26 protein-coding genes and 1 pseudogene are annotated in these 25,131 nt (G+C 54.6%); 18 read left to right on the top strand and 9 right to left on the bottom strand.

What is annotated here, in order from left to right; all coding sequences use genetic code 11:
* The first annotated feature begins 308 nt into the window (after positions 1–308).
* From ACFSO0_RS01855 to ACFSO0_RS01800, 12 genes are all read left to right on the top strand, one after another.
* A complete protein-coding gene (locus tag ACFSO0_RS01855) occupies positions 309–1,127 on the top strand; it encodes a hypothetical protein (protein WP_376875465.1) in 819 nt (272 codons plus the stop codon).
* 216 nt (positions 1,128–1,343) lie between these two features.
* Positions 1,344–1,901, top strand: a complete 558-nt coding sequence (locus ACFSO0_RS01850) for a hypothetical protein (protein ID WP_376875462.1) — start codon at positions 1,344–1,346, stop codon at positions 1,899–1,901.
* A gap of 3 nt (positions 1,902–1,904) precedes the next feature.
* Complete coding sequence (locus ACFSO0_RS01845) at positions 1,905–2,708, top strand: hypothetical protein (RefSeq protein ID WP_376875459.1); 804 nt, start codon at positions 1,905–1,907, stop codon at positions 2,706–2,708.
* A 12-nt stretch (positions 2,709–2,720) separates the two neighbouring features.
* Complete coding sequence (locus ACFSO0_RS01840) at positions 2,721–3,362, top strand: ATP-binding cassette domain-containing protein (RefSeq protein WP_376875456.1); 642 nt, start codon at positions 2,721–2,723, stop codon at positions 3,360–3,362.
* Positions 3,363–3,374: 12 nt separating this feature from the next.
* Complete coding sequence (locus ACFSO0_RS01835; RefSeq protein ID WP_376875453.1) at positions 3,375–4,076, top strand: hypothetical protein; 702 nt, start codon at positions 3,375–3,377, stop codon at positions 4,074–4,076.
* Between the two features lie 312 nt (positions 4,077–4,388).
* Positions 4,389–5,813, top strand: coding sequence for an aldehyde dehydrogenase family protein (locus ACFSO0_RS01830; protein ID WP_376875450.1), 1,425 nt, complete (start codon positions 4,389–4,391; stop codon positions 5,811–5,813).
* A gap of 24 nt (positions 5,814–5,837) precedes the next feature.
* A complete protein-coding gene (locus tag ACFSO0_RS01825; RefSeq protein ID WP_376875447.1) occupies positions 5,838–7,490 on the top strand; it encodes an acetolactate synthase large subunit in 1,653 nt (550 codons plus the stop codon).
* 101 nt (positions 7,491–7,591) lie between these two features.
* Complete coding sequence (locus tag ACFSO0_RS01820) at positions 7,592–7,804, top strand: hypothetical protein (protein WP_376875444.1); 213 nt, start codon at positions 7,592–7,594, stop codon at positions 7,802–7,804.
* Positions 7,805–8,025: 221 nt separating this feature from the next.
* On the top strand, positions 8,026–8,898 hold the full coding sequence (locus tag ACFSO0_RS01815) for a hypothetical protein (protein ID WP_376875441.1): 873 nt from the start codon (positions 8,026–8,028) through the stop codon (positions 8,896–8,898).
* Positions 8,899–9,012: 114 nt separating this feature from the next.
* Positions 9,013–10,494 carry a sensor histidine kinase gene (locus tag ACFSO0_RS01810; RefSeq protein ID WP_376875438.1) on the top strand — a complete coding sequence of 494 codons (1,482 nt, stop codon included), beginning with the start codon at positions 9,013–9,015 and terminating at the stop codon, positions 10,492–10,494.
* Complete coding sequence (locus ACFSO0_RS01805) at positions 10,479–11,174, top strand: response regulator transcription factor (RefSeq protein ID WP_376875498.1); 696 nt, start codon at positions 10,479–10,481, stop codon at positions 11,172–11,174. Before ACFSO0_RS01810 ends, ACFSO0_RS01805 begins: the two co-directional genes overlap by 16 nt.
* Before the next feature lie 49 nt (positions 11,175–11,223).
* Positions 11,224–11,688 carry a hypothetical protein gene (locus tag ACFSO0_RS01800; RefSeq protein WP_376875435.1) on the top strand — a complete coding sequence of 155 codons (465 nt, stop codon included), beginning with the start codon at positions 11,224–11,226 and terminating at the stop codon, positions 11,686–11,688.
* 47 nt (positions 11,689–11,735) lie between these two features.
* Here ACFSO0_RS01800 and ACFSO0_RS01795 read toward each other — a convergent pair whose 3' ends face one another.
* Complete coding sequence (locus ACFSO0_RS01795; protein ID WP_376875432.1) at positions 11,736–12,446, bottom strand: ArsR/SmtB family transcription factor; 711 nt, start codon at positions 12,444–12,446, stop codon at positions 11,736–11,738.
* A gap of 251 nt (positions 12,447–12,697) precedes the next feature.
* Here ACFSO0_RS01795 and ACFSO0_RS01790 point away from each other — a divergent pair, with 251 nt between their 5' ends.
* Complete coding sequence (locus ACFSO0_RS01790; RefSeq protein ID WP_376875429.1) at positions 12,698–13,435, top strand: ABC transporter ATP-binding protein; 738 nt, start codon at positions 12,698–12,700, stop codon at positions 13,433–13,435.
* Positions 13,436–13,437: 2 nt separating this feature from the next.
* Positions 13,438–14,571 (top strand): ABC transporter permease, encoded by a 1,134-nt coding sequence (locus ACFSO0_RS01785; RefSeq protein ID WP_376875426.1) that lies wholly within the window; start codon positions 13,438–13,440, stop codon positions 14,569–14,571.
* An 8-nt stretch (positions 14,572–14,579) separates the two neighbouring features.
* On the opposite strand, the gene ACFSO0_RS01780 is transcribed toward ACFSO0_RS01785, so the two are convergent.
* The 3 genes from ACFSO0_RS01780 to ACFSO0_RS01770 form a co-directional block, all read right to left on the bottom strand.
* Positions 14,580–16,043 (bottom strand): methyl-accepting chemotaxis protein, encoded by a 1,464-nt coding sequence (locus tag ACFSO0_RS01780; protein WP_376875495.1) that lies wholly within the window; start codon positions 16,041–16,043, stop codon positions 14,580–14,582.
* Positions 16,044–16,051: 8 nt separating this feature from the next.
* A complete protein-coding gene (locus tag ACFSO0_RS01775; protein ID WP_376875423.1) occupies positions 16,052–16,603 on the bottom strand; it encodes a GNAT family N-acetyltransferase in 552 nt (183 codons plus the stop codon).
* 298 nt (positions 16,604–16,901) lie between these two features.
* Positions 16,902–17,318, bottom strand: a complete 417-nt coding sequence (locus ACFSO0_RS01770; protein WP_376875420.1) for an aliphatic sulfonate ABC transporter substrate-binding protein — start codon at positions 17,316–17,318, stop codon at positions 16,902–16,904.
* Positions 17,319–17,665: 347 nt separating this feature from the next.
* Here ACFSO0_RS01770 and ACFSO0_RS01765 point away from each other — a divergent pair, with 347 nt between their 5' ends.
* Complete coding sequence (locus tag ACFSO0_RS01765; protein WP_376875417.1) at positions 17,666–18,076, top strand: RidA family protein; 411 nt, start codon at positions 17,666–17,668, stop codon at positions 18,074–18,076.
* Positions 18,077–18,144: 68 nt separating this feature from the next.
* A complete protein-coding gene (locus ACFSO0_RS01760; protein ID WP_376875414.1) occupies positions 18,145–19,326 on the top strand; it encodes an MFS transporter in 1,182 nt (393 codons plus the stop codon).
* Positions 19,327–19,344: 18 nt separating this feature from the next.
* Here the strand turns inward: ACFSO0_RS01760 and ACFSO0_RS01755 are convergent, their stop codons facing one another.
* From ACFSO0_RS01755 to ACFSO0_RS01745, 3 genes are all read right to left on the bottom strand, one after another.
* Positions 19,345–20,289, bottom strand: coding sequence for a helix-turn-helix transcriptional regulator (locus tag ACFSO0_RS01755; protein ID WP_376875411.1), 945 nt, complete (start codon positions 20,287–20,289; stop codon positions 19,345–19,347).
* Positions 20,290–20,612: 323 nt separating this feature from the next.
* Entirely contained in the window at positions 20,613–22,253 is a 1,641-nt protein-coding gene (locus ACFSO0_RS01750) for a DUF4179 domain-containing protein (protein WP_376875408.1), read from the bottom strand.
* Entirely contained in the window at positions 22,240–22,806 is a 567-nt protein-coding gene (locus tag ACFSO0_RS01745) for an RNA polymerase sigma factor (RefSeq protein WP_376875405.1), read from the bottom strand. Before ACFSO0_RS01745 ends, ACFSO0_RS01750 begins: the two co-directional genes overlap by 14 nt.
* Before the next feature lie 171 nt (positions 22,807–22,977).
* On the opposite strand from ACFSO0_RS01745, the gene ACFSO0_RS01740 reads away from it, so the two are divergent.
* Complete coding sequence (locus ACFSO0_RS01740) at positions 22,978–23,997, top strand: DUF4367 domain-containing protein (protein WP_376875402.1); 1,020 nt, start codon at positions 22,978–22,980, stop codon at positions 23,995–23,997.
* A 56-nt stretch (positions 23,998–24,053) separates the two neighbouring features.
* Here ACFSO0_RS01740 and ACFSO0_RS01735 read toward each other — a convergent pair.
* Positions 24,054–24,137, bottom strand: a pseudogene (locus ACFSO0_RS01735) (DinB family protein); the annotation flags it as partial.
* A 145-nt stretch (positions 24,138–24,282) separates the two neighbouring features.
* On the opposite strand from ACFSO0_RS01735, the gene ACFSO0_RS01730 reads away from it, so the two are divergent.
* Positions 24,283–24,624, top strand: coding sequence for a YrdB family protein (locus ACFSO0_RS01730; RefSeq protein WP_376875492.1), 342 nt, complete (start codon positions 24,283–24,285; stop codon positions 24,622–24,624).
* A gap of 230 nt (positions 24,625–24,854) precedes the next feature.
* On the opposite strand, the gene ACFSO0_RS01725 is transcribed toward ACFSO0_RS01730, so the two are convergent.
* Positions 24,855–25,130: a hypothetical protein gene (locus ACFSO0_RS01725; RefSeq protein ID WP_376875489.1), complete on the bottom strand. Its 276-nt coding sequence runs from the start codon at positions 25,128–25,130 to the stop codon at positions 24,855–24,857.
* Position 25,131: the final 1 nt, after the last annotated feature.

The following is a 25,131-nucleotide window of genomic DNA, read 5'->3' as shown; positions in this document are numbered from 1 at the left end:
CTAAGTTGTCGCAAACCTAACGGTAGGAGGAAATATGGGTGCTGACAAGTGCCTTTTTTGTATTTGCCTTGAGCATTTTTACGCTGCAATATTAGGCATTTCTATTGTGCAATAAACACATTACTACATAGCCGAGATGGAACCCTCATGATCCCGCAGCAGCATCTCGACAGTCTCCCCCCGACCAGCAATTAACTGAAAATAAGGAATAAACAAATCAGTTCCTGTATTGTTGAATTTGATTTATAAAAAATGGTACTTTATCCATATGTTGATTGAATGGTTGTTGGCCTACAAAAGGAGGACCTATGGGAAACCTGTTTTTGCTGGAAGGAAAAAACTGCGTAAACAGAAAATCATTTCAAATTGTTTTTGCCATTCTGATGTTTCTCTCTGCCGGAAGTTTTCTGGTGACCTGCTACCACTTTTACGGCGATTCCCTTACCCAAATCAGAGCGGCTCATGAAACGAGCATGCTCCGGGGGGTGTATTCGACTTCCTTTGCGATCATGTTGACCGTCTTGTTGCCACTTCTTGCGACCATGATTTACTCGGACTCGTTTTATTCCGAAGTCCAATCCGGCGTTTATAAAAGCGTTGTGACGAGAACGGGCATGACCAAATATATTTGCGTAAAAGCTGTTTGCACATTCGGGCTTACCTTTTTTGCTTTCTTGATCCCGCTCATGCTCAATCTGCTCTTGAACCTGATTGCCTTTCCGGTGGAAGGGTATGACAACAACTACTCGCTGCCCCCTTATGTGCTTGATTATTACGAGCAGAACATGTTTGAACTGCTGAGACTGGAGTCTCCTTACTTGTATGTCTGCCTCTTTGCGGCGATCTTGTCCATGTTTGCGGGGCTGCTGTCCTTGCTGGCATTCTCGATTTACCTCTACGTGTCCAAAGGAAAATTTTTTGTGCATTCCGGAGTTTTTATCGGATACATATTGCTGCACTTATTTTCCAGTAAGATCGGAATGGAAAAAATATCGATCTTGACGTATGTACGAACGGAAAGTGAAGGCGATCCGGTCGTCATGATGGGCTGGATGATTGGGCTGTTCATCGTCAGTTTCTTGATGATCGCGTACAAGCTTTACCGGTTTGACGCGGAAATCGAATAGAAGCGCGTAACTCCAAAAACAAGCAGGTGCAAGATGAGACAAATACAGTTCATTTTTTTGCGAAGGCTGGTTACCTCTGTTTTATTTTATGCGAGTCTCGTTCTCCTTTTGGTCTTTGCCAGTATCGTTTCCTATCAGATCGCCAAAACAGGACAGAAGAGCGGTGTCCCTTCGTTCATCCTTGTGCATCATGCCGTAATCGATGCGAAAAAAATCGTGTTTCTGATCATCCCTCTATTTTTGTCGCTGCATTTGATGATTACGGATATTCACAACAGATTCACGGTGCTGCTAAGGTATGACCGGGCGGGAAGATGGTGGAGGGAAGTGTTTGTTTCTACCTGCCTCTTGTCATTGGTGATGACAGTCTTCATTAACGGGATGACGTTCCTTGGTTCGTTTTTGGTGATCCATGAAAGCATAGGGACGGACCAGATCCCTTATCTGGTTTTCCGCATGCTGGTGGAGTGGATTGCGTTCATTGCGATTGGATGCGTATATCACATTTTGGTCCTTTGGCTGAGAAACGGGTATATCGCTTTGTGTGGAACGACATTTGCTTTCTTTCTTCAAGACATGAGCAGATCGATACTGCGGGCGGATTTGGCATCATTGCCCAGCCTCATGGCGCTGGAGTACAAATTCCGGCTCCAGGTATTCACCGTTGTTTCCGGTGATTTATTCGTCGTTGGAGCCATTGGGGGAGCGGCGGCGATTCTTTACTTCGCGGGCTGCATCCTCGTGAGGGACAAAGATTTTTACTGGAGTGCATAAACGATGAAACCATTTTTGGTCGTTCGTCTCAAAATGTGCGTAAATATGGCGCTGGCGGGAGTCATTGTCGCTGTGCTGATCAGCCTGTACCACGCACATTCATATGCCGTAAAGGAGTGCGGCGGTCTGCAGTGCCTGATCGTTTCCGCGTATGGAATCTTGCAGGTAGAAAAGGTCCGGTCTATTACTCCGCTCGTGGCATGGATCGCTCCGCAAATTGTATGTATTTATATGCTGGGGAATCTTTTATCGGAAAGCATTCGGCAAAACGCCGTTTATATTTTCACGCGGACAAAAGCACGGAAAACATGGCTTTTTTCGCAAATGCTCACGTTGTTTTTTTATATCGCCATCTACACGGGTGTCCAATTCCTGGTTGTGCTGCTGGCAGGATACGCAAGCGGTCTGGTGACGGGGAGCGACACGCATTCGGCGGTCTTGAATGCGCTGGTGCTGCTGGTGCTGCAAAACTTTTTATTTGTCGCAACGGTCAATATCATTTCTCTTTTTGTCAGCGCGATTCAAAGCACGGTCATTTTTTTGTCCGCGCATGTGGGCGGTATCGTCCTGGCCTGGGCTATCCATGAATTCACCCCTGAATACAGCAAGGCGATTGCCTATTTTCCCTTTACGCAAGGGATTTATTCCTGGCATTCTGATTCCCTGTTGATGGCACGTTCGCTTTTCGGAGAGCCGTTTCGCCTTTCTGATTACAGCGTGGTGTTTTCGCTCGGTTACATGTTTGTGCTGACGGCCGCGGTCGTTTTGCTGGGCGCGTATCAATTGGAAAAAATGGATCTACGGTGAGGAGGAGCTTACGTGAACGCCATCGAGGTACGGCAACTTTCTAAAGTCATCGGGGGGAGGGAAATTCTCAAAAATATTCATTTATCGTTGGAGAAAGGGAAAATTTACGGCTTCTTCGGCCATAACGGGTCCGGGAAAACGATGCTGTTTCGCGCCATTTGCGGGCTGATTAAACCGACAGCCGGCTCCATTACGATTAACGGCAAGCAGCTGCACAAAGACATTTCCTTTCCGGAGAGTGTCGGGGTCATCATCGAGTCTCCGGGATTTTGGTCCCACTATACCGGATTTGAAAATCTCAAGCTGCTGGCCAGTATCAAGAGCATCATTTCGGATGCCGACATTAAAAACGCGATGATGCGCGTGGGCTTATCCCCGGAGGATGACCGAACGTACAAAAAATACTCGCTCGGGATGAAGCAGCGTCTGGCGATCGCGCAAGCCATCATGGAGAAGCCTGACATCATCATTTTGGATGAGCCGACAAATGCGTTGGATGAAGACGCTGTACATTTGGTCAGAAGCATCTTGTTGGAGGAAAAATCAAGAGGGGCGACGATCTTGATTGCCAGCCACAACAAAGAGGATATCGCCATTCTCTCGGACCTCCGTTTTCGGGTGAATGCAGGAGAATTGGCACCTTATCATGCGTAGTAGGAGGCTGTGATGAGAAAAAGGAAGTTCTATTTTGCAGCAACAGGAATCGTCCTGCTTTTTTGCGCAACGATCGGGATATTCACAAGGTTTTCGTATCAGGCTCGCATGGATATTGGAAATCATTTTTCCCAGACCGCAGGCTATGTGCTGTCGTTAGACGACGAGGAAGAATATGCAAACCAGTATTTTGACAACAACATCAAAAGTTTCGAGGAGTTGGAAAACAAATCCGACCTCATCGTCAGAGTAAAGCCCACCTCTGACCGAACGTTGTACAACCAGGCGATCCTGTCCAAAGTACAAGTATTGCAGGTGTACAAAAAACAAAACGTTCGGACAGAGGACTTTATTTACATCTTTGAGCCGAATTATTTTCATTCCCGCCAGTACAATGCTTTATATGGCTACAACATTATGACTCCGGATGGCGAGTACATATTCTTCCTGAAAAAGATAAAGGCTCCCGAGGGGTATCGCGGCAGCGAGAGGGAAGCGATCACGTTTTTGCCTGTCTCGACGCTGTATGGCAAGTTCCCTGCCGGCCAGGAGCGAGAAGCAAAAGTCATTTCGTCGCTTGCGCTTAAATCCGGTCAGACGACTTTCCGCAACGTGCAGGATTATGAAGTCCTTTCCACCGATCAAAGCAGGCTGGATCGTTACTTTGCGATCCGGCAGGAGGTAATGAATCATCTGCAGCAAGGGGGTCATTGAGGACAATTGCCGTAACGGCGCGGGAGGGGACAAGACCGCGCAAGCCTGTACACGATCCTCGCATTCGTCCTGTGCGCCTGAAACAAGGCGCTTTTTCTGTTGCTTCGACTTTGGTCTATTCCGCCCCCGAACGCAGGTATACCCCTTACTCCCATTTTTTTCATGATCTTACATAAAAACGGATTCAAATCAAACACTAATCCCGACTGCTGTACGCGACGTTTGGCGGAAAAGATGCGCTTGACCGGCACCTCGGGAGGCTTCCCGCGCATGGCAGGTCATGCCGACGGATTGAAAGGGGGAGTCTGTTGCATGGAAAGAAAGCATCTGTGGATCAACGGCAAGTGGGTGGAGGGGAAACGGTACGAGCCGCTGCATTCTCCTTACACAGGCGAGGTTCTCGCTGAGATCGCCCAGGCGACGGAAGAGGAGGCGACCCGCGCGATCGAGGGGGCGCATGCTGCCTTTCAAAAGTTCAAAAACACGCCGGCCCACGAGCGGGCGCGGATATTGGCCAATGCCGTGCAGCTGCTGGAGCAGCGAAAAGAGGAGGCCGCGCGGATCGTGGCGGCGGAGGCGGCCAAGCCGCTGAAAGCCGCCCGTTCGGAGATTGTCCGGACGATCCAGACGTACCAGTTTGCCGCCGAGGAAGCCAAGCGAATCTACGGCGAGCGGATTCCGATGGATGCGGCGATTGGCGGAGAAGGGCGGATCGGGTTTACGATGCGCGTGCCGATGGGAGTCGTCTCCGCGATTACGCCGTTCAACTTTCCCTTTAATCTGGTGGCGCACAAGGTCGGACCCGCGATTGCATCTGGCAATGCCATCGTCCTGAAGCCGGCGGAGAAGACGCCGTTGTCTGCGCTGTTTCTCGCAGAACTGTTCCAGGAGGCGGGATTGCCGGACGGCGTGCTCAACATCATCACCGGGCTGGGGCCGGAGCTGGGACCTGTGCTAAATACGCATCCACTTGTGAAAAACATTACGTTTACCGGCAGCCCGCGCGTGGGTAAGGAAATCCGCAAGCTGGCGGAATTTCGCAAAGTGACGCTGGAGCTGGGCTCCAATTCGGCATTGATCGTGGATGAAGGGATCGACCTGGACGCCATCATGGATCGGGTCGTGGAGGGGGCATTTTCCTACAACGGGCAGGTGTGCATCTCCATCCAGCGCATCTACGTGCACCGTTCGCTGTACGATGCGTTTCTGGAAAAGCTGGTCGAGCGGACGAAGCGGCTGGTGATCGGTTCGCCCTTTGACGAGCAGACGGATATTACGGCGGTGATCAACAAGGACTCGCTGGACCGTCTGGCGGCCTGGATCGAGGAAGCGGTACAGATGGGGGCGAAGGTGGCCTCTGGCGGCACCGTAGAAGGACCGATTCTGACCCCGACCGTTTTGACAGATGTCCCGCACGAAGCCAAGGTCATCCAGGAGGAAGTGTTCGGCCCGATCGTCAGCGTGATGCCGTTCGACAGTCTGGACGAGGCGATCAGCCGGGTCAACGCTTCCCGTTACGGCCTGAACGCCGGCGTATACACCCGCGACATCCACCGGGCGTTTACCTGCGTCCAAGAGATCGAGACGGGCGGCGTGCTGATTAACGACATTCCGACCTATCGGCTGGACCACATGCCGTACGGCGGCATCAAGGACAGCGGGACGGGCAGGGAAGGCGTCAAGTTTGCCGTGATGGAGATGATGGAGGAGAAGTTCGTCAGCTTCCACTGGCGGTAAGCACATCGAGACGGAGGGGATTGGATGAAAGCGACCGACTTGCTGGTCGAGTGTCTGGAAAACGAAGGGGTCCGTTACATCTTTGGCATTCCGGGGGAAGAAAACATCGATTTTGTCCATTCGCTGGCTGCATCCCGGCAGATTCAGTTCGTAGCGGTCCGGCACGAGCAAGGGGCTGCCTTCATGGCGGACGTATACGGCAGACTGACTGGCAAGGCGGGGGTCTGCCTCGCTACGCTCGGGCCGGGAGCCACCAATCTGCTGACGGGCATCGGCGACGCCAATCTGGATCACGCCCCGGTGGTGGCCATCACGGGACAGGCCGGGCTGGAGCGGATGCACAAGGAGTCCCACCAATACATTGACGTCGTCGCCATGTTCGCGCCGGTGACCAAGTGGGCGGTCCAGATCAAGCGGCCCGAGACGATCCCGGAAATTGTCCGCAAAGCGTTCAAGCTGGCGGAAATGGAGAAGCCGGGCGCCGTCCATATCGAGCTGCCGGAAGACCTGGCGGCAGACGAGATCGACAAAAGGCCGCTGCCGAAAACGGAGCTGCCGCGCACCGTGCCTTCCGCAGCAAGCATGGAAAAAGCGCTGGAGCTGATCGCGGCAAGCCGGAAGCCGTTTATCATTGCGGGCAACGGGGTGATCCGGCAGGGAGCGTCCGGGCAGCTGCAGTCGTTCGCGGAGTCGCTGAAGGTGCCTGTCGCCCATACGTTCATGGCCAAAGGCGTGCTGCCGCCCGATCATCCGCTGAACATGTACACCGTCGGGCTGCAGATGAAAGACTACGTCCTGTGCGGCATTCACGAGGCGGACCTGATCCTTGCAGTCGGCTACGATTTCGTGGAGTATTTGCCGATCTACTGGAACGAGCACGACCCCAAGCCGATCATCCACATCGACACCTTGCCTGCCGAGGTGGACGAGCATTATCCGGTGGCAGCCGAACTGGTCGGGGATATTCCGGCAACCCTCGACTATTTGACCAAACACCACAGACGCGCAAAGGAGTGGATGCCAAGCGGGGAGCTGCACGAAAAGCTGAAGCAGGAGCTGGCGCAAACAGATGCGGCTCCGGCGGCTGTCGGTGGTGGTGGGCGGATCAAACCGAAGGCCATCCTCGACCAGGTAGCGAAAATCGCCAGCGCCAACACGATCGTCATCTCGGACGTTGGCGCGCACAAGCTGTGGATTGCGCGCAGCTACCAGCCGAAGCTGCCGAACCGGGTCATCATCTCCAACGGCTTCGCATCCATGGGCATCGCCATTCCTGGGGCGGTCGGAGCCAAGCTCGCGTGCCCCGACGATCCGGTAATCTGCATCACGGGAGACGGCGGCTTTCTTATGAACGGAGTCGAGATCGAGACAGCGAAGCGTCTGGGGCTGGCCTTTACCATTCTGCTTTTGTCTGACGCCAAGTACGGCTTGATCGACTGGAAGCTGAAAAACCGCTTTGACGCGAGCTTCGGGGTGGAGTTTGCCAACCCGGATTTCATGAAGCTGGCAGAGAGCTTATGCATCGCAGGCTTGCGGGTGAATCATCCGGCAGAGCTGGAAGCGACGTTGCAAAAAGCATTGGCCATGAACGAGATCGTCCTCGTGGAAATCCCTGTGGACAACGAGGAAAATTTGAAGCTGAGCGAGCACCTGGGGAAGCTGGTGTGCAGGCAATGAGCGGAGTGGTCACATCGCTTTAGAGGTCGCGTTCGTCCGGGAGCCGAAATGTTGCTCTGTACGAGTGGCAGGGTATAGAACGCCGGATTCATGTGAAAAATATGGAAAAACACGTGTTGGACACGAAAGGGGCGATCTTTGTGGAAGTGCCTTTTGGCGCTGATGAAGTGTTGCATCGTATCAGGCAGATTCAAAGCAGCGGAGGATCTGTCAGCAAAAAGCAAGTGAAGCAAAACGATCCCGAATTGATGAGAAGTGCGCTGTTTTACTTTCCGAGCTGGGAGCATGCATTGAAGAACGCAGAGAGAATCTGACACGAGCAAGGGCGAAAGCCGGGACGGGCAGGGTGAAAGTACCTGCGCCATCCCGGCTTTCTTTGTTGCCTGAAAAGGGTTTAGCCCGGTTCGCCTTCGCATTCGCCGCAGATTTTAGCCTTTTTTTAGAATTGGTTTAGAGAGGGTTTAGAGCTGGCCGCTATGCTTGATTTCAGGGCCGTTGAAACAAGGCTCAACATGATGAGCAGGAGGGATTGGCCATGAAAAAAAGATGGTGGGTATTAGGTGCGAGCGCGGGAGTTGCCGCCGTATTGCTGTGGGGGGCAGGCATGCCTGTTCGCGCAGACGATTCGGGGCTGGGCGTATACAAGGCTGCGATGAAACAGACGAAGGAGGAAGCGAGCTTGACGGCGCACGCCAAAGTGGACGTGACGGACAACGGAAAACAGCTGTACGTACTGTCTGCGGAGGCGAAGGTCGACCATGACAAAGGGGAGGCGAGTGTGTCCGGGACGGTGGAAGACGTGGTCCGTGCAGCGAGCCAGAGCTTTCAGGTGTTTCGCGAGGACGGGAAAGTGGTCGTGAAGCGCGGGGACAGCGATCTGTATCGCGTAATCGAGCAAAAGGGGTGGAATCCGGGGCCATTCGCTCACCGGACGGAGCCGCCTGTCATCGTGGAGCACGTGAAAAATATCGCGCTCGGGGACATCCGGGAGCAAGCGAAGGTCGAAGCTTTGCCGGACGGCGGCAAGCAGGTGAAGCTGGAGCTGTCCGGTCAGCAGCTTCCTCTGTTCGCCGACCGGGCTGCAGGGATGTTTTTCTCCAAATTGGCAGAGCACAGCCAGGCAGCCGCAACTGACCAAGGCTTTTCCCTGAAGCTGCCCGTACTGAAGGAGAACATCCACGTGGAGAAGCTGGCGCTCCAGGCTGACATTGACGGCAGCAACCACATTCGGCACCAGACCGCCCAGCTTCATGTCGCGGGGCAGGACGAGGGCGGACAGCAGCACGAGCTGGTCGTGAAGCTGGATGTGGAGCTCAGCGACTTTTCCCGGACGGAAGTGGCCCATCTCGATTTGACGGGAAAACAGGTGGAGCGCACCGACGGCTGGCAGCGCCCGTCCTGGAAATAACGGCGTGAAGACAGAAAGTGAGTCGTCCGCGCACGTATAGTATAATGCTTGTACAGCATCGAGCGGAAAACGGGGAAGACGCAAGCACCCCCAGCGCGCATGAGGAGAATGCCTATGTCCATCAAGACGAGACTCTTGCTTTCCTATATCGCCATGATCATCGTCCCGGTCATCCTGTTCGGGCTGACGGCATCGGCGTTGGCCGGGCTCTTTTTCGGAGATGCGGCGAGAGGGAGCGGTGAATACGGCGGGCCGCCATTCTGGAACAAGTTCAACGAGCAGCGCGAGCTTGTCTCCGGAGTGAAATTCATGGCTTTGCACGATCCGGACCGGCTGCTGGCGCCGAATGTTCTTGCGAGCGTGGACAGCAAGCTGGCATCGCTGAATGCGGCGCTGGTCCTTGCAAAGGGGGGAACCGTCGTCTACGCTTCTCCCTCTGTCAGTCAGGCGGACCAGACCCGGCTGCTAGGCGGCACGTTTGCGGAGAAAGAACGTCCGCGTTGGCCTGGGGGCAGAGGCTACTCGGCAGAGTCGTACGCGTTTGCTTTCGGCGACGGCAGCACCGGGACGGTCTATTTTCTCTCCGCTCCCGGGCAACTGTTTGCCGTGGGGCGAAATTTCGTGCTCTCGCTCGTTTTGGCCTTGCTCGTCATCATCGGTTTGACCAACGGGCTGTTGACCTATCTGGTGTCGCGCAGCATCATCCGGCCGCTGAATGCGCTGAAGCAGGTGGCAGAGGATATTAAGGAAGGCCATCTCGAACGACCGGTCCGGCTCCAGCGCAAGGATGAGCTGGGGCAGTTGGGTGACGCCTTCGAGGAGATGCGCGGGCGGCTGCATGATTCCGTCCGTCTCCAGCTGCAGTACGAGGAGAAGCGCAAGGAACTGATCGCCAGCATCTCGCACGACCTGAAGACGCCGATCACGGGGATACAAGCCTGTGTCCAGGCCTTGACGGAAGGCATCGCGGATACGGACGCCAAGCGGGAGAAGTACGTGAAAATGATCGGGATCAAATCCGCGCAGATGAACCGGCTGATCGACGAGCTGTTCCTGTATTCCCGGCTGGATGAGAAGAAGCTGCCCTTTCAATGGGAGCGGATGGACATGACTGCCTTTTTCGCAGATTGGGCGGAGGAGCTGCAGCTCGATCCGCGTCTGGAGCAGATTCAGGTCAGCTGCACGCTGCCGGAGGGCCGGCCGCCGCTGTGGGTTACGGCCGATCGGGAAAAGCTCGGCAGGGTGCTTATGAACATCATCGACAACAGCCTGAAGCATCTGGACAAACCGGAAAAGCATATCCGCCTCGCGCTGGACTGCGACGATGAGAGCGTGCAGATCAGCATCGCGGACAACGGAAGCGGCATCGGGGCGGAGGCGCTCCCGCACATCTTCGACCGCTTCTACCGGGCCGATCCTGCGCGAAATGCGGCCACGGGAGGCAGCGGCCTGGGGCTTGCCATCGCGCGGCAAATCGTGGAAGAGCACGGCGGGCGTATCGCTGCGACGAGCGAGCCGGGCGCGGGCACATGCATGCGCGTGACATTGCCGCGTCATCAGACGGAAAGGGGAGAGGGGTCATCAGGCGCATTTTGATCATTGAAGACGATCCGGTCATCGCGGAAGTGGAAAAGGACTATCTGGAGGCGAGCGGCTACGCCGTGGAGGTGGTCCAGAGCGGCGACGAAGGACTGCAAAAGGCGCTCGAGGGCGAATACGATCTCATCATTCTCGATCTCATGCTCCCGGGGGTAGACGGCTTTACCATTTGCAAGCAGGTGCGGGAAGCCAAAAACATTCCCATCCTGCTCGTCTCCGCCAAAAAGGAGGACGTGGACAAAATTCGCGGCCTCGGCCTGGGCGCCGACGATCATATCAGCAAGCCGTTCAGTCTCGGAGAGCTGGTCGCCCGCGTCAAGGCGCATCTCGCCCGCTACGATCGGCTGGTGGCGGACAACAGCCGAAAGCCGCCGGGCGACGAGCTCAAAATTCGCGGCATCCGCATCGACAAGCCGGCGCGGAAGGTGTACGTGAATGGAAAAGAGACGGCGCTGACGAGCAAGGAGTACGACCTGCTCCTGTTTTTGGCCTCTCACCCGAACTGGGTGTTCAGCAAGGATGAGCTGTTTGAAAAAATTTGGGGGCTGGATGCTTACGGAGACAATGCGACGGTGACGGTCCATATCAGCAAGCTGCGGGAAAAGATCGAGACCGACCCGTCGAATCCGCAATATATCGAGACAATCTGGGGAGTGGGGTATCGCTTTCAGCTGTAAAGAGCACTGCCGCCTGCTACCCCCCTCCCGCGCTGGAGGTGTCAAGGTCATGAACAGTATCAGCATGGCTCAAAAAAAGGGGCTGCTGCTGCTTCACCTGCTGTTTTCCTGCATCATGCTGGGGGGCGCGGCCATTTTTCTGGTGCTTAGCATCGTGGCAGCGACGACGGACGATCCGGCTGTCTTTCACGCCTGCCAGACCGTCCTGCACGTGCTTTCCAAAACATCAGTGCGCGCCTCGACGATTGGCACGCTCGTTACAGGCATCCTGCTTTCAGCCTGGACACATTGGGGATTTTTGCGCTACTACTGGATCATCGCCAAGGAAGCTCTGTCTGTCGTCACCGTTTTGCTCGGGCCGATCGGCATGTACATCTGGACCGCTGGAGCGGCTCAAGGAGGAAACAACACGCTGCTGTGGGGCGGAATCGTCCTGCAGCTGCTGTCGCTGGTGGCGATCTTTTGGCTCTCCGTGTTCAAGCCGTGGGGGAAGCGCGCAGCCAGAGAAAGATGAAAGCCGCGACTGCCCGCAAGCGGCGAACAGCAAGAGACAGCTGCCCGTCAGGTAGCTGTCTCTTTTGGTGTGGGGAAGGTCACTCCGAAGTGCTCCGTCAGCCCGGACTTGCCCGCAGGAGTGAGACGCACCGCCCGTCCGCCCGGCAGACGCTCGATCCAGCCCAGCTCGAACAGCCGGTTGGTCAGGGAAGCGCCGAGAGCCCCGGCGAGATGATGGCGCCGCTCGCTCCAGTCCAGACAGGGGCGGGCAAAGCGGCGGCGGCTTTTCGGATTGGCCTCGACATCGACGCCGAGTGCCCGCAGCTTTTGTTTTCCTGCCTCTGTCAGGACGAACTCCTGGTCAGCTTCTGCGATCAACTGCAGGGCGAGGAGCCGTTCGGTCAGCGCCACGCCGACTTCTCCGGCCAGATGGTCGTAGCAGGTGCGGCAGTAGCGCATCGCCCGGACTTGATCCGACTCGCGCAAGGAGCGGATCGGCTTCGGCGCAGCGATGGTATAAAGTGCCTCCAGCGCATGGGCGACCTCCGGATTTGCCAGCCGGTAGTATCGGTGGCGGCCGTAGGACTGGCTGACCAAAAGTCCCCCGTCGACCAGCTTGGACAAATGCGCGCTGGCGGTTTGCGGCGTGATGCGGGCAATGCGGGCCAGCTCGCTGGCGGGCAGCGATTTTCCGCCCAAAAGGCTCACGAGCATGGCGATACGGGACGGTTCGCCGATCAGCCCGGCTACTTCGCCAATGTCGGGACTCGCGTTCATCGTGCAGCGCCTCCTTTACTTGACAATCATACTTCGATCATAAACGAATGGTAAATGACAATCAACCACGCCCCGATGAATCAGCGGGCCGGCAGGGAAATGAAAATGATGCAACGGCAGAAAGCGATACTTGTAATGGCATTTCTGTTGCACACGGGCGGAAGCAGCCGACAGGAAGAAATGGTAGAATAGGGAAGAGGGGCCGTCTGCAGCGGCCTCGGCAATAGCGTGTTTACAGAAAGGAAGATAGCATGACATCCTTGCTGCAAGTCAAAGGAGTTACGGGCGGGTATTCAGCCAGCCATCCGGTCATCGAGGATGTCTCCTTCGAGGTCCGGGAAAAGGAAATCGTCGCCCTGATCGGCCTGAACGGGGCAGGCAAGAGCACGACGATCAAGCACATTCTCGGGCTGCTGGAGCCGCATGCGGGCGAGATCAGCATCGCGGGGAAGACGTTTGCAGCCGATCCTGACTCGTATCGCCACGCCTACGGGTACATACCGGAGTCGCCGATTTACTACGAGGAGCTGACGCTGTGGGAGCATCTGGAGCTCGCCGCGATGAGCCGCGGCCTGGATAAGGCGGTGTTTGAGGAACGGGCATATCCGCTGCTGCGCGAGTTTCGCATGGAGGAAGCCCGGGACCGTTTTCCCCGGCAATTTTCCAAAGGGATGAGACAGAAGCTGATGATCATGATGGCCTTAATGGTTCGCCCGGGTCTGTACATCGTGGACGAGCCGATTCTCGGGCTGGACCCGCTCGGCATCCGCACGCTGCTGTCGTGGCTGGCGCGCTGCAAGGAGCAGGGGGCGGGGATTCTTATGTCTACGCACATTTTGGCGACGGCGGAAAAGTATTGCGACCGGTTCATCATCTTGCACAAAGGGCGGATCAAAGCGCAGGGGACGCTGGAGGAGCTGCGCCAGCTTACGGGGGAGCCGGACCTGTCGCTGGACGATATTTACTTGCGGATGGTTGAGGAAGCATGAAAATGGACGTCGATGCCCTTTTTCGCCAGCGGCTGCAGCGGTTTATGGCAGAGGTGGTCCGCTACGGGCAGTACATGGCCAACGGGGGCGTGCTCATGGTCGCCGTATTCCTGTGCGGACTGCTCGCCTACTACTACCCGAGCCTGGTCCGCTCGATTCCGGAATCGTTTCCTCTCGCGTATGCGCTCGCTGCCGTGTTCGCCGTTTTCGTCACCCGAAGTCCGCATCGCACCTTTTTGCAGGAGGCGGACCTGCTGTTTTTGACCCCTGCCGAGACGAAGATGGCGCGTTATTTTCAAAAGGCGCAGGTGTACAACTTCGCGGTGCAGAGCATCGGGCTGTTCCTCGTCCTGCTGCTCTGTGCGCCGCTCTATACGGTCGTGCCGAGTGCGGACGGCGTGCAGCGATGGCTCTACTGGACCGTGCCGTTCGTCCTCAAAGGCTGGAACGTGCATGCCAGCTGGCTGGCGATGCGTCTGCCGGACAAAAGGCGGCGGGCGGCCTATGCGCTGGGACGGTTTGGATTTACGTTTTTCCTGCTCGCCTGGATGCTGGGCGAAGGCAGCTCTCTCGCCTACCGGCATATTCCGTACGGTGCCGTTGCCTGGATGGCGCTCTTGGTCTGGTTTCACCTAAGACTTCAGAAAATCGGCAATCGGCATGCCTATAAGTGGTATCAGCTGCTGGAGATGGAGGACGGGCTGCGCCAGCGGTTTTACCAGATCGCCAACCAGTTTCGGGATGTGCCGTCCCTGCAGCGGCAGGTGAAGGCCCGCCGCTGGCTCGTCTGGGTTGTGCGGCTGATTCCGTACCGTCCAACGAACGCCGCCCGCATCTTGTACCTGACCTTGTTTCTGCGTTCCAGCGATCTGGCGGGGATGTACTTTCGGCTGGTCGCCATCTCCGCGCTGCTGATCCTGCTGATGCCCGGGATGTGGGCAAAGGCGGCGGTAGTCGTGCTGTTTCTCTTTATGTCTGCCAGCCAGCTGAAGGGCGTAGGGAGCCAGTCGCGTCACCGCGCCCGCGCGTCCCTGCTTCCGCTTGGCCAGCAACAGCAAAAGCACGCGGCCATCTGGGTGCGGCGCGTGCTTTTGCTGACGCAGGCGGCGGTCAGCGTGCTGGCAAGCCTCGTGTAGCAAGGCTTTTATATTTTCAATGCCCGGATTTGCTGCTCAATCTTCTCAAAGCCGCCCGAGACCTTCACGACCTCGTCCTTCTGCTCGGAGACGAGAACGAGCGCGTCTTCCAGGCTTTCCTTGTTTTTATCGGTGATGTCCGCGTTCAGTTCGACTTTCGCGCCGACCTCTTGTATCATGCTGTTCACGTGGACGATAAACTCCTGCAAATATTTCATTTTCTCCGCGAAATCCTCCATGTAGTTGTCGACGTTGTCGAACATCTCCTGAACCTCGAGGATTCCTTCACTGTTCTTCTCAAAGGAAGCCTGCGACCCGGAGATCATGTCGGAGACCTGCTTCATTTTTTCGCGGATCGTCAGCAGGAGTTCCGCGATCGTTTCGGAGGACAGCTTGGACGATTCCGCCAGCTTGCGCACCTCATCCGCGACGACGGCAAAGCCGCGGCCGTGCTCTCCTGCCCGGGACGCCTCGATGGTCGCATTGAGCGCCAGCAGATTCGTTTGGGCCGAAATCTCGGAGATCGTTTGAATGATTTTCTCGATTGACTCGGTCTCCTTGTACAGCTCCTGAATCAGGCTGTTCGTCTCATGGATGTCGCGGATGAATCGCTCGAAGTCGCTGCCGATGTTCCTGATGCGCTGGCCGCTTTCTTTCGTCGCTTCCTTGGTCGACTCCACATACTCGTGCATCTCCGTGACGGAACGCGTCATATCCTCGACCTGAATGCTGGTCGTGGTCATTTCGTTGCGCAGCTCGTTCGTAGTGTCTGTCTGCACGCCAAACGATTGCAAAATTTCTTGCAGGGATGCGACAGTCTCGACTGCCCGGCGGTTGACGCCATCGGTGACCGTGTTGAGTTTATCCTGATATTCCTGGACGGAGCTCAACGAATCATTGATCCGATCCAGCACGCGCTGCAGCGATTCCCTGGATTCAATCGCTTCCCGTTTCTGTCTCTCGCTTTCTTCCTGCAGCTTGTTGTTAAAAAAGGCGTGCATCATGCTGGTTAGGGAAATGAAGCAGAACGTCAGCAGGTAGTACATCAGGTCGACAGGGGAAGTGGAGTGGAAAATCACTTCCCCCTGGGTGAAGAAGTAATAAGAAACAATGCCCAAAGTCGCCGCGATGGTGAGCAGGTTGATGACCTTGTCCTGATAGATCCCCATCACAGCGACGAAAAACATGATCGTCATAATGTTTATCATGTGCGGGTCCAGATACACGACCACAAACATGAAGATGCCGATCACGAAAAAATTGAAAAATTTCATAAACGGGGCCATCTTCTCACGCAGGCCGGGACGATTGGAGATGTACGTAAACGGCGCCAGCACCATGTACAAAATGCCTAGAATGGTGAGAACAAACGACAGCGGAACCCCTACAAACAGATTGACCATTTGCACGACAGTAATAATGCTCGCAAAAACAGTGACGACCCAGTTGTTTCTTCTGCGCAACAAATCCATATCAACCATTAACCCATGACCTCGACTTTGATTTGGTGGAAAACCGGCGAATACCATGCATAGTTGGGATTTTCTTTATGCGTGTAAACTTCCTTCAGGTGAAAGAGCGTCGGAATGGCATCGGCGCCTTTGTAGAAAATCTTTTCTTTGACTTGCGTCGCCCGGATCTTGTAAGTTTCGTTCATGGAGCGGAAAAAGCGCGGATCGGCTATGCCGACAGCATGCGTATAACCATGTTGCTCCGCGTAATCGATCATCAGGCAAATGCCTTTGCGGCCGAGCTGTCCCCGGTAGCGGGGGAGCACTGCGAGGCTGTCGACCTCCATGATTTTCATGTCTTCCGTGATGACGTCATCAAACAGCGAATGAATGAACGAGTTCGATTTTCCATAAGGGGTAAACTCAAAGGTGCCGCCTGCCTCTCCGTTATCTGCAAGCAGCAGGTACAGATCGGAGCCTTCTTTGGCGTACTCCATTTCAAAGTTCATGGAACGCCAGACTTCTTCCTTGATTTGATGGAATAATGCCAAGGACTGCGGAGAATCAACGTGTTTGTACATTTTCCCACCCTACCATTTTTCTGTATCTCTTTTTCTGTAAAACATTTTTCTTTGCAGACTCTGAAGAAATCGTCCTCCTAATCTATAAAAAATAGTTATCCCGTCAATGGAATAACCAATGTCCCCAACACCTGCAACATTTGTCTGGAACGTATGACCATTGTCATATTCCACCGAAAAATGTCAATAGATGCTGGATTCTGTAAAATATTATACTACTACCAGGTTGGTGTCAAGTTTTGGCAGGGAGAATTAGCCAAAATTCCATTTGTTCATCATCAAGTTTTCACATCCTTGCTCACTTGCCTGCGCTTGTTTCTTTCAGCGCCTGCTCGACGAATTGGTTCTCCCATGTCTGCGAAGTGTCGAGTTTCTTTTTGATCGCTCCCACGGAGTAGAGAAAGTCTGCCTGCTCCTGGTGCGCGGCGGCGAATTCCGGCGTGACCGGGGAGAGGATCGGGTTCGAGTTTTTCAGCACCGTGCTGACGATTTCGCGCTCCAGCCTCTTCGTCTTGACGAGTTCATCCGTCACTTCGTCGAGGTGACTGACGTAATATTGGCGTACTTGTTCATAGGTTTTGAGAAACAGGACAGTCAGGTCGGGATGATCGACGGTGAAGCCGGTGCGGGCGACCAGGAAGCTGGGAGCGAAAATGTTCAGGTCGTCTCCCGTTACCAATGTTTTGGCGTGCGTCTGTACGAGCGCGGTCGTCACGTAAGGCTCCCAGGTCGACCACGCATCGATGGCGCCGGTGTCGAGCGCCGGCCGGACGCGATGGCCTCGAAATGGGGAGGGCCGCTGGCGAATTCATGCCATTTTACTTCCGATCCCGCCTTGGCGAAGGCTTCCTCGAAAATTCCTTTGTCCCGGGCATAGGGCATAATGCCGGTGCTGCCTTGAATGCCGATCCCCGATTGGAACATCGGGGCTTTTGCTTTTACAGACCCGCAGAGAACTGCCAGTAAGCCGTCCACAGAGTGCTGGAGCTGGCAGGAATCCGCCGCCCCATGTGTAATATTTTCCTGTTGACGAAACGATTACCTATTGAGGAGGAAGAGCCTGTGTCATACGAAAAGCAGATCACCTATATTCAGCCGCAGAGTCTGCCAAAACCATTCGGCTACTCGCATGTCGTGGAGGCGGCTGGCGGCCGTACGATCTACGTCTCCGGTCAAGTGCCGCTGGACAAGGATGGGCAGCTCGTGGGGGAAGGAGATATGGCAGCCCAGACGCGGCAAGTCTTTGAAAATATCAAAGCCGCTCTGGAGTCAGCGGAAGCGAGCTTCGAGGACGTCGTGAAGCTGACCTTCTTCGTCACCGACATCACCCAGATGGCATCGGTGCGCGGGATACGCGATGCGTACGTAAATACCGAGAGGCCGCCCGCCAGCTCTGCCGTCGAAGTGCGGAAACTCATCCGGGACGAATTTCTCATCGAAGTCGAGGCGATTGCCGTGGCGAATGCGCGCTGACGGATTGGGAAAAACTACCATAGACAGGAACAGAAATACGGAGGTACAGAAAGCAGGGGAAAGAAAACATGTCTGCGACCTATAAACGAGTGTTCTGGGCATCCGGCTTCGGCTGGATGTTCGATGCGATGGATGTGGCGCTCTTGTCCTTCATTATCGTAGCGCTGCGGCAGGAATGGGGCTTGACTGGCGAGGAAGCCGGTTTGCTCGGGACCGGCAATACGATCGGGATGGCGCTCGGGGCTGTCGCGGGCGGCTATCTGGCAGACCGGGTCGGCCGCAAGCCGGTGTTCATGCTGACGCTGCTCCTGTTCGGAGCGGCGAGTCTGGCCAGCGCGTTTGCCGCGGGCTTTTCCATCATGCTGCTGCTTCGCTTTCTCATCGGGCTGGGGCTCGGGGCAGAGTTGCCGGTCGCATCCACGCTGGTCAACGAATTCGCTCCGCCGGAAAAGCGGGGGCGCACAGTCGTGCTGCTGGAGAGCTTTTGGGCTGTAGGCTGGATATTGGCCGCCATCATTTCGTACTTCGTCATTCCCGTGTACGGCTGGCGCATCGCCGTCATCATCGGGGCGCTGCCGATGGTGTACGCCTGGTTCGTCCGCCGCAGCATACCCGAATCGCCCAAGTATGTGCAGCGCGACGAGCGGGTTCCGCTGAAAGAGCTGCTGACCTCCCACAAGCGGGAGACGCTGACGCTGTGGGTCGTCTGGTTCGCCATCACCTTTTCCTACTACGGCATGTTTCTGTGGATGCCGTCTGTGCTGGTCGACAAAGGCTTCACGATGATCAAGAGCTTCCAGTACGTCCTGATCATGACGCTCGCCCAGCTCCCCGGCTACTTCGCCGCCGCCTACCTCGTGGAAAAATGGGGAAGAAAGCAGACGCTGGCGGCATTTTTGTTCATGACGGGGGTCATGGCCTTCCTGTTTGGCAACAGCAGCGGGACCGGCGTGCTTTTGCTGACGGGCGCCTTGCTGTCGTTTTTCAACCTTGGCGCATGGGGCGCGCTGTACGCCTACACGCCGGAGAACTACCCGACCCCTTTGCGGGGGACAGGCTCGGGCTTCGCGTCCGGGATCGGCAGGATCGGCAGCATCATCGCGCCGTACCTGGTCGGCCATTACACGGCGCTGGAGTACAGCTATACCTTTATTTTCAGCATGTTTACAGCGGTGCTGCTCGCAGGCACGATCGTCCTTCTGGCAGCAGGCAAGGAGACGCGGGAGAAGCGGACGCCGAGCCTCGCGTAATATCCGGTCAGGCGTCAGTCAATACAGCCCGAGAATGGCCGCCGCCTCTGCGGTGACTCTGGCCCGCAGCTCGCCGGGTTCCAGCACCACGATCCGTGGCCCGCAGGCGAGCACGATCTCGCATGCGGATTCCAGCGTTTCAAAATGGACGAAGGCTTCCACCCACCCGGACTCTGCGGGCTGGGTGGATTTTATTTGGATGTACCTCTCCTGCATGAGCCGTGGGAGCAGCGTTTCCAGCACGCGGATGCGGGCGGGGTAACGGGGGAGGCTCGAACGGAAGTCAGCTGTAGACTGCTCCCAGTAGCTGGCCAGATCAAAGCCTTCAGGGCGGACAAAGGAATCCTCCAGCATGTGAGCTTCAATCAAACGTGAAATCCGGTACGTACGCAGCTCGCTGTCTACATGTGCAACAAAGTACCAGGTGCTGCGCTTTGCTACCAGCCCGAGCGGATGGACAATTCTTTCTACCGAATCTTCTCCTCGCTGATAGCGGATAAAGAGGGCTCGCTCCTGCCAGACGGCTTCCTGCACGGTAGCCAGGCAAGGAAACGACTCTTCGACCTGATGCCAGCCAGCTCCGTCAATATGAATGCGCTGGCGGGCATGCTCCGCATTTTGCCGGATGGAAGCAGGTGAGGCAGCCAGCAGCTTTTGCCAGGCAGCATCAAAGCTGGCTCGCATACCGAGGTCATCCAGTTGATTGGTCGGTGAAACGAGCAGCAGCGACTGTAGCTCACTCTGCTTTAGCCCCGTCAGGTCTGTGCGATAGCCCTCGGTCAGCGCCCAGCCTCCATTCGATCCCCGCTCTGCGAAAACAGGGACGCCCGCCATGCCGAGAGCCTCCATATCACGGTGAATCGTGCGCTCGGATACTTCCAGTTTTTCTGCCAGCTCCTTGGCCGTCATCCGTCCGTGATTTTGCAGGAGCAGCAAAATCGAAACCAACCGATCTGCGCGCATGAGACTCCTCCATTCTTTGCGAATCTACTTACATCGTATCTTAGCGAATATGACAGCAGTTGTCATATTGAGGCGATACACTCGAAAAAGAAATACCATTTCAGGATCAAATGAGGGGGGGACGGACGGCATTGATGATCGGTACCGGGGCGATCGGGACGGCAGTCGCCCGCACGGGGGGAATTAAGCGAAGGAACAGGGATTGTAAAATCCTCCACCTCTGAGGACAAAGAAAAAATCGAGGCAGGGAACCATCTTCATGGACAATAATGGTTCCCTGCCTTCTTTTGTGTAAAGTAGATTCGCTAATAGAAACTACCTGGCTAATGCTCCCGATCAGGCGGTATTGCCACCTTCCAATTTACATCTGTGTACCGCTTTTTGATCGTTTGCATGGACAGGGTCAAGTGCTCAGGCAGGGTTGACATTCCTTCGACAATCAAAGTCTGATCCAGTAAGGTTTCGTCCTTGTTCCCGCTGATGCTCGAAGTGCTGTAGTCGGTTTTTAGATCATAGATGCGGCCAGCCTCGTCTTGCAGTCTCCACTTTGGAAAGTCAGACACCTGTAATTTTCCAGACAGGGTAATGAGCCAGACTGGTTTCTTTGTTTCAGGGTCTGTTCCCTTTGTCATTCGGGTAACGGTAAAGGTGCTGGAAATCTCGCCATATTGCTTGGTGACAGGTGCTCCCGACAAATCGGTCGGGGAAAAGGCGATGGAAAAATCGGCTGCCTCGGTTTTTGTGATCGCTTCGAGAACAAACCGCAGCTTTTCCGGTTTTTCCGAAGGCACAATCGCTCCGTACCAGCGCCACGTGTCATCCTCCTCATTTTCAGGAGGAGAGCTGTACCCAGGCGTGAAGTAAATATGGCGGTTGACGGATGGGGATACGTTTTCCTGTCCGGCTACAACACGTCCATCCTCGTCCTCGATGCGATACTGAAGATCATAGTCCCCGAGAGCCAGACTTTCCTGGTCCCCCTCTGGCCCGACGAGCAGTTTGGTGATTTCCTCCACGCGTTTCTTTTCTTCCGGTGTTCTGCGGGTAGTTAGCGTGAATCGCGTAGCACTGGGACCGTACGTCACCTCCTCCAGAGTGAAGTCGATTCCGTAGGAGGAATAGCTTTCTTTGATCGGGATGTACGTAGCGGCCTTCATGGCCTTCGACAGATCGACCGGGATAGCGAGCTTCCAGCTTCCCTGTTTGGGCGCTGCGGGTTTCAAGCTGGTGAGCTCCAAGTGAACGACCAGATTATTCGATGGTCTTTTCAGCATGAACATGTAGTCAGCGTATCCCGCACCTTGCGAAAAGACATCCGGCGATCGGTTGATCATCGTTCCGGCTTCGTCAGTCAGATAGATGCGATTCCCATCGTAGGCGGGGACAAACAAATTCGGAAGGACTGCCCCCGTATTGTCTTCGAGTACATACGTCACGACAAGCCTCGTGGGATCAGCCACAATATCTTTGACTCGCAGGGTTATACCCTGATCGGTGACTGTCCGATTCACCGGAATACCATATCCTTGCTCCGCTGCACGTTTCAGTCCAAGTTCCCCACCGATTCGGCTGATAAAGGATGAGACATACGCAGCAAAGGCAGGGGAAATAAAGGTGCCGACCGTAATGCCGAGGAAAATGACGGCGCAGGCGGCTACGACCGCACGTTTCCAGTTGCTATTTCTTCGCTTGCGAGGTGGGGCTGGGGGAATTTCCTTGACGTGTAGCCGTTGTTGCTCTGGGTACGACTCCAATTGATCCAGAATGGAACGGGTAAAGGAATCAGGCAGCTTCTCTAACCCGACGGCTTTTGCAATCGTATCCGATTCTCCCTCCAGAGCGCGAAGCAGGGTACGGCAAGCAACGCAGGACTTGACATGTGCCTGAATGCTTTGGCTATCCACTAGCACGCTTTCTTTTTCAAGATAGAGGGGCAAAAGCTTTTGGCAGTCAGAACACTTCATTTGGTTTTCCCCCTTTCCACGATGATTGGAAACGTGTCCGTAAATTCAATTTGGCTCTGTGCAGCCTAACTTGCACAGTGCTGACAGGGACTTCCAGTACAGCGCTGATCTCCTGATAGCTCATATCCTCGAGATAGCGAAGCAGCAATACGATTCGATAATGCTCAGGAAGCTCCTGGATGACATCCCTGATTTCAGAGATGTGCTCCTTTTGCAGCAAAATGGCTTCGGGACTAGACTCGTCGATGAGCCACTCATCGTCCCATTCGGCTGGATGCCGCTGATTCTTTTGACGGGCTTGCAGAGCATTGAGACATAGATTTGTCGCAATCCGGTATAGCCAAGATGAAAATTTTCGTTCGGGATCAAAGCTGTGCAGATAATGATATGCCTTGATGAAGCACTCCTGTGTGAGATCCTGTGCATCCTGAGCGTCATGAATCATCCGCAGCAGCAGTGTGTAGATCTTGTCTTTGTATTTGTGAATGAGGAAACCATAGGCTTCTTTGTCTCCGGCTAGGACCTCTCTCACGCAATCGTTATCGTCCTTCATTCCATACCTCCATAGAAAAGAAAAAACGTTACTTCACTAAGTACTACCAGAATAAAGTTATAAATGTTTCTCCAAAACCCATTTTTTAAAAAATATTTTTTTGGAAAGATTTTTCGTTTTTTCACGGTAGGAACGGATGAAGGCATAAACAGGAAAGGAATGTGAAGGAAAATGAAAAAACGAAATCAGGCGATAAGTGTATTAGCCACGGTCATGCTCTTGGGAAGCGTATATCCTGTATCGATTTATGCGGCAGCTGCGAGCCCCACGACCAATCAGGGGCAATCAGCAGTTACTTCAGCTCAAGCGTCCCATTCATTTGATCCGCAACAGCTGTACATGGACCTGGCTCCGGAAGAAGCGGGCAAACTGGCTGGCTTTGCCGTAAAGCTGCCAGGATATATACCAGAGGGAAATTACTATTTGGCTGGATTGACGTACAGTGCAGAAAACAAAAGCGTATCCGTTTCTTATTTCGGGAAGGGTGGCTACCCGATTTTAGCGAAGATGTGGAAAGGCGACATTGGAAAAGAGGCGGCAGGATTGAAGGAAACCGTTTTTCCAAAAGGAAAGGCTTACGTAGGGAAAAAACCGGAGGAATACGGAGAGATGAATATTTTCATGTGGGAAGAAGCGAAAGGAGTCATCTATATGCTGGCCAGCGGATTGGATGTAGAAGAACTGGATAAAATGGCTCAATCGATGGGGACAGGGGATTATTCCACCATCCGAAGGGCAATTCCCATCAAGGACTTCGAGAGCAAGAACCATCTGACTGTCCTGCAAGCATCGGAAATGAGTGGAATTCCAGTCAAACTTCCCTCGTACCCGCAAAACGGAAAAGCAGCGAACATCTCGTACACGAAATCATACGGAGATGAGTATGTCCTCGTCATGTATGACATTCCTGATAGGGACAATGCCCTCCTCAACATCGAAATCAAGAAGGCAGACCTGAAAGAAGAGGCAGATCAAGTGCCATTGATCGATTACCCGAACAAGAACGCGAAAGCCATCCCGTTTGAGAATGGCGTCGCCTATACCTACCAACTGTCTGGCTCCAGTGTCATCCATCCCGAATTGACGCACTTCAACGGCTTGATGTGGCAAGAGGAGAAAGGTGTGGTCTATAAATTAATCAGTGATTTGCCTTATGAAGAATTGATGAAAATCGCAAGTTCCATAAAATAGAGCGAATCGGGGAGAAACCGCAAGTCTCGTATGGCTTGCGGTTTCATCTATATGGTTCAATCCCAAGTCATCGGTCTCTCCAAACCAGCCATCCGCATGTACTGCAAAAATTGTCCGGCATGAACAGCGTCATGATACGCGTTGACGGTAATTTTTAGGGTTGGAAATTCGACCGGTAGCAGCTTTTTTTCGAGGAAAAACTTTACAACCCCCCGATTTCTATAGATGATTAAGAAGAAAGCGGGTACATAGACCCGGTAAAGGAGTGGGGCGTACGTGACGGGCATGATCCATGGATTTTTCCTTCTTCTCGTGTTTCTGTCAGAGATAGCGGCAATCATCGCATACGGTTTTTGGGGATTTCGATATCCTTCCTCTATATGGATCAAATGGGTGCTGGGCATCGGGCTGCCTGTGGTTGTCATCGTGGTCTGGGGGCTGTTTCTTTCGCCAAAGGCAAGCGTAGAAATTCCACAAGCGCTGCGCATCGTGATGAAGGTCATGGTCTTTGGCTTTGCCGCAGCCGCTCTGTATTCAGCGGGGCGCCCCAGAATGTCCCTACTGTTTGGACTATGCGTCCTCGTGTCACATGGAATGGACTACCTGTTAGCTGAAAAATGGTCGTGATTGATAGAAGCGAATATATTCTTCGTAGGTAATGGAAGAGAAATAGAAGTACTTGGTAAGCGTATCGTTAGTGCAGGCAGCGTTGGACTTCAAAGTGCCGCAAAAGGAGCATGTTGGGCTCTGTTAGGTCCACACGTAGAACTGCGTGAAACAGAGTATGATTATCAGCATGCAGCAGAGCAAATTCGTGCTTGTGGGTCATGTTTGTTCACGTTCACGAGGAGGCCGTATCAGGATGAAACCGTTGCAAGGAAAAGTGGCGTTGGTGGCAGGCGGCACGCACCGGGCTTCACGATCCACTTGAATACGAACGAAAACCGCAAGCATCGGGGGAGCTTGCGGTTTTTCGTTCGTCCTTCCTGTCCTTCCTGTCCTTCCTGTCTTTCCTTGCTGCGAATCCGTCCGGTGAGGAGCATGTTCGCCGCCACGCCGGCGACCAGCCCCCAAAACGCCGAGCCGATACCGGCGACCGAGATGCCGGAGATGGTCACGAGAAAAGCGATCAGC

It is taken from the genome of Brevibacillus sp. GCM10020057 (genome assembly GCF_042683565.1).
Classification (GTDB): domain Bacteria; phylum Bacillota; class Bacilli; order Brevibacillales; family Brevibacillaceae; genus Brevibacillus.
Note: the sequence above shows the minus strand (reverse complement) of the source record. Positions and strands in the feature narration are given on the sequence as shown.

What these genes read in the sequence shown, in the direction of transcription:
- ACFSO0_RS01800 (WP_376875435.1), top strand. Translation starts at nt 11,224, where the DNA reads ATGAACAGTATCAGCATGGCTCAAAAAAAGGGGCTGCTGCTGCTTCAC.
- ACFSO0_RS01825 (WP_376875447.1), top strand. Translation starts at nt 5,838, where the DNA reads ATGAAAGCGACCGACTTGCTGGTCGAGTGTCTGGAAAACGAAGGGGTC.
- ACFSO0_RS01795 (WP_376875432.1), bottom strand. Translation starts at nt 12,446, where the DNA reads ATGAACGCGAGTCCCGACATTGGCGAAGTAGCCGGGCTGATCGGCGAA.
- ACFSO0_RS01790 (WP_376875429.1), top strand. Translation starts at nt 12,698, where the DNA reads ATGACATCCTTGCTGCAAGTCAAAGGAGTTACGGGCGGGTATTCAGCC.
- ACFSO0_RS01845 (WP_376875459.1), top strand. Translation starts at nt 1,905, where the DNA reads ATGAAACCATTTTTGGTCGTTCGTCTCAAAATGTGCGTAAATATGGCG.
- ACFSO0_RS01780 (WP_376875495.1), bottom strand. Translation starts at nt 16,043, where the DNA reads ATGGATTTGTTGCGCAGAAGAAACAACTGGGTCGTCACTGTTTTTGCG.
- ACFSO0_RS01810 (WP_376875438.1), top strand. Translation starts at nt 9,013, where the DNA reads ATGTCCATCAAGACGAGACTCTTGCTTTCCTATATCGCCATGATCATC.
- ACFSO0_RS01755 (WP_376875411.1), bottom strand. Translation starts at nt 20,289, where the DNA reads ATGCGCGCAGATCGGTTGGTTTCGATTTTGCTGCTCCTGCAAAATCAC.
- ACFSO0_RS01730 (WP_376875492.1), top strand. Translation starts at nt 24,283, where the DNA reads ATGATCCATGGATTTTTCCTTCTTCTCGTGTTTCTGTCAGAGATAGCG.
- ACFSO0_RS01830 (WP_376875450.1), top strand. Translation starts at nt 4,389, where the DNA reads ATGGAAAGAAAGCATCTGTGGATCAACGGCAAGTGGGTGGAGGGGAAA.
- ACFSO0_RS01760 (WP_376875414.1), top strand. Translation starts at nt 18,145, where the DNA reads ATGTCTGCGACCTATAAACGAGTGTTCTGGGCATCCGGCTTCGGCTGG.
- ACFSO0_RS01815 (WP_376875441.1), top strand. Translation starts at nt 8,026, where the DNA reads ATGAAAAAAAGATGGTGGGTATTAGGTGCGAGCGCGGGAGTTGCCGCC.
- ACFSO0_RS01775 (WP_376875423.1), bottom strand. Translation starts at nt 16,603, where the DNA reads ATGTACAAACACGTTGATTCTCCGCAGTCCTTGGCATTATTCCATCAA.
- ACFSO0_RS01750 (WP_376875408.1), bottom strand. Translation starts at nt 22,253, where the DNA reads ATGAAGTGTTCTGACTGCCAAAAGCTTTTGCCCCTCTATCTTGAAAAA.
- ACFSO0_RS01785 (WP_376875426.1), top strand. Translation starts at nt 13,438, where the DNA reads ATGGACGTCGATGCCCTTTTTCGCCAGCGGCTGCAGCGGTTTATGGCA.
- ACFSO0_RS01745 (WP_376875405.1), bottom strand. Translation starts at nt 22,806, where the DNA reads ATGAAGGACGATAACGATTGCGTGAGAGAGGTCCTAGCCGGAGACAAA.
- ACFSO0_RS01835 (WP_376875453.1), top strand. Translation starts at nt 3,375, where the DNA reads ATGAGAAAAAGGAAGTTCTATTTTGCAGCAACAGGAATCGTCCTGCTT.
- ACFSO0_RS01855 (WP_376875465.1), top strand. Translation starts at nt 309, where the DNA reads ATGGGAAACCTGTTTTTGCTGGAAGGAAAAAACTGCGTAAACAGAAAA.
- ACFSO0_RS01740 (WP_376875402.1), top strand. Translation starts at nt 22,978, where the DNA reads ATGAAAAAACGAAATCAGGCGATAAGTGTATTAGCCACGGTCATGCTC.
- ACFSO0_RS01820 (WP_376875444.1), top strand. Translation starts at nt 7,592, where the DNA reads ATGGAAAAACACGTGTTGGACACGAAAGGGGCGATCTTTGTGGAAGTG.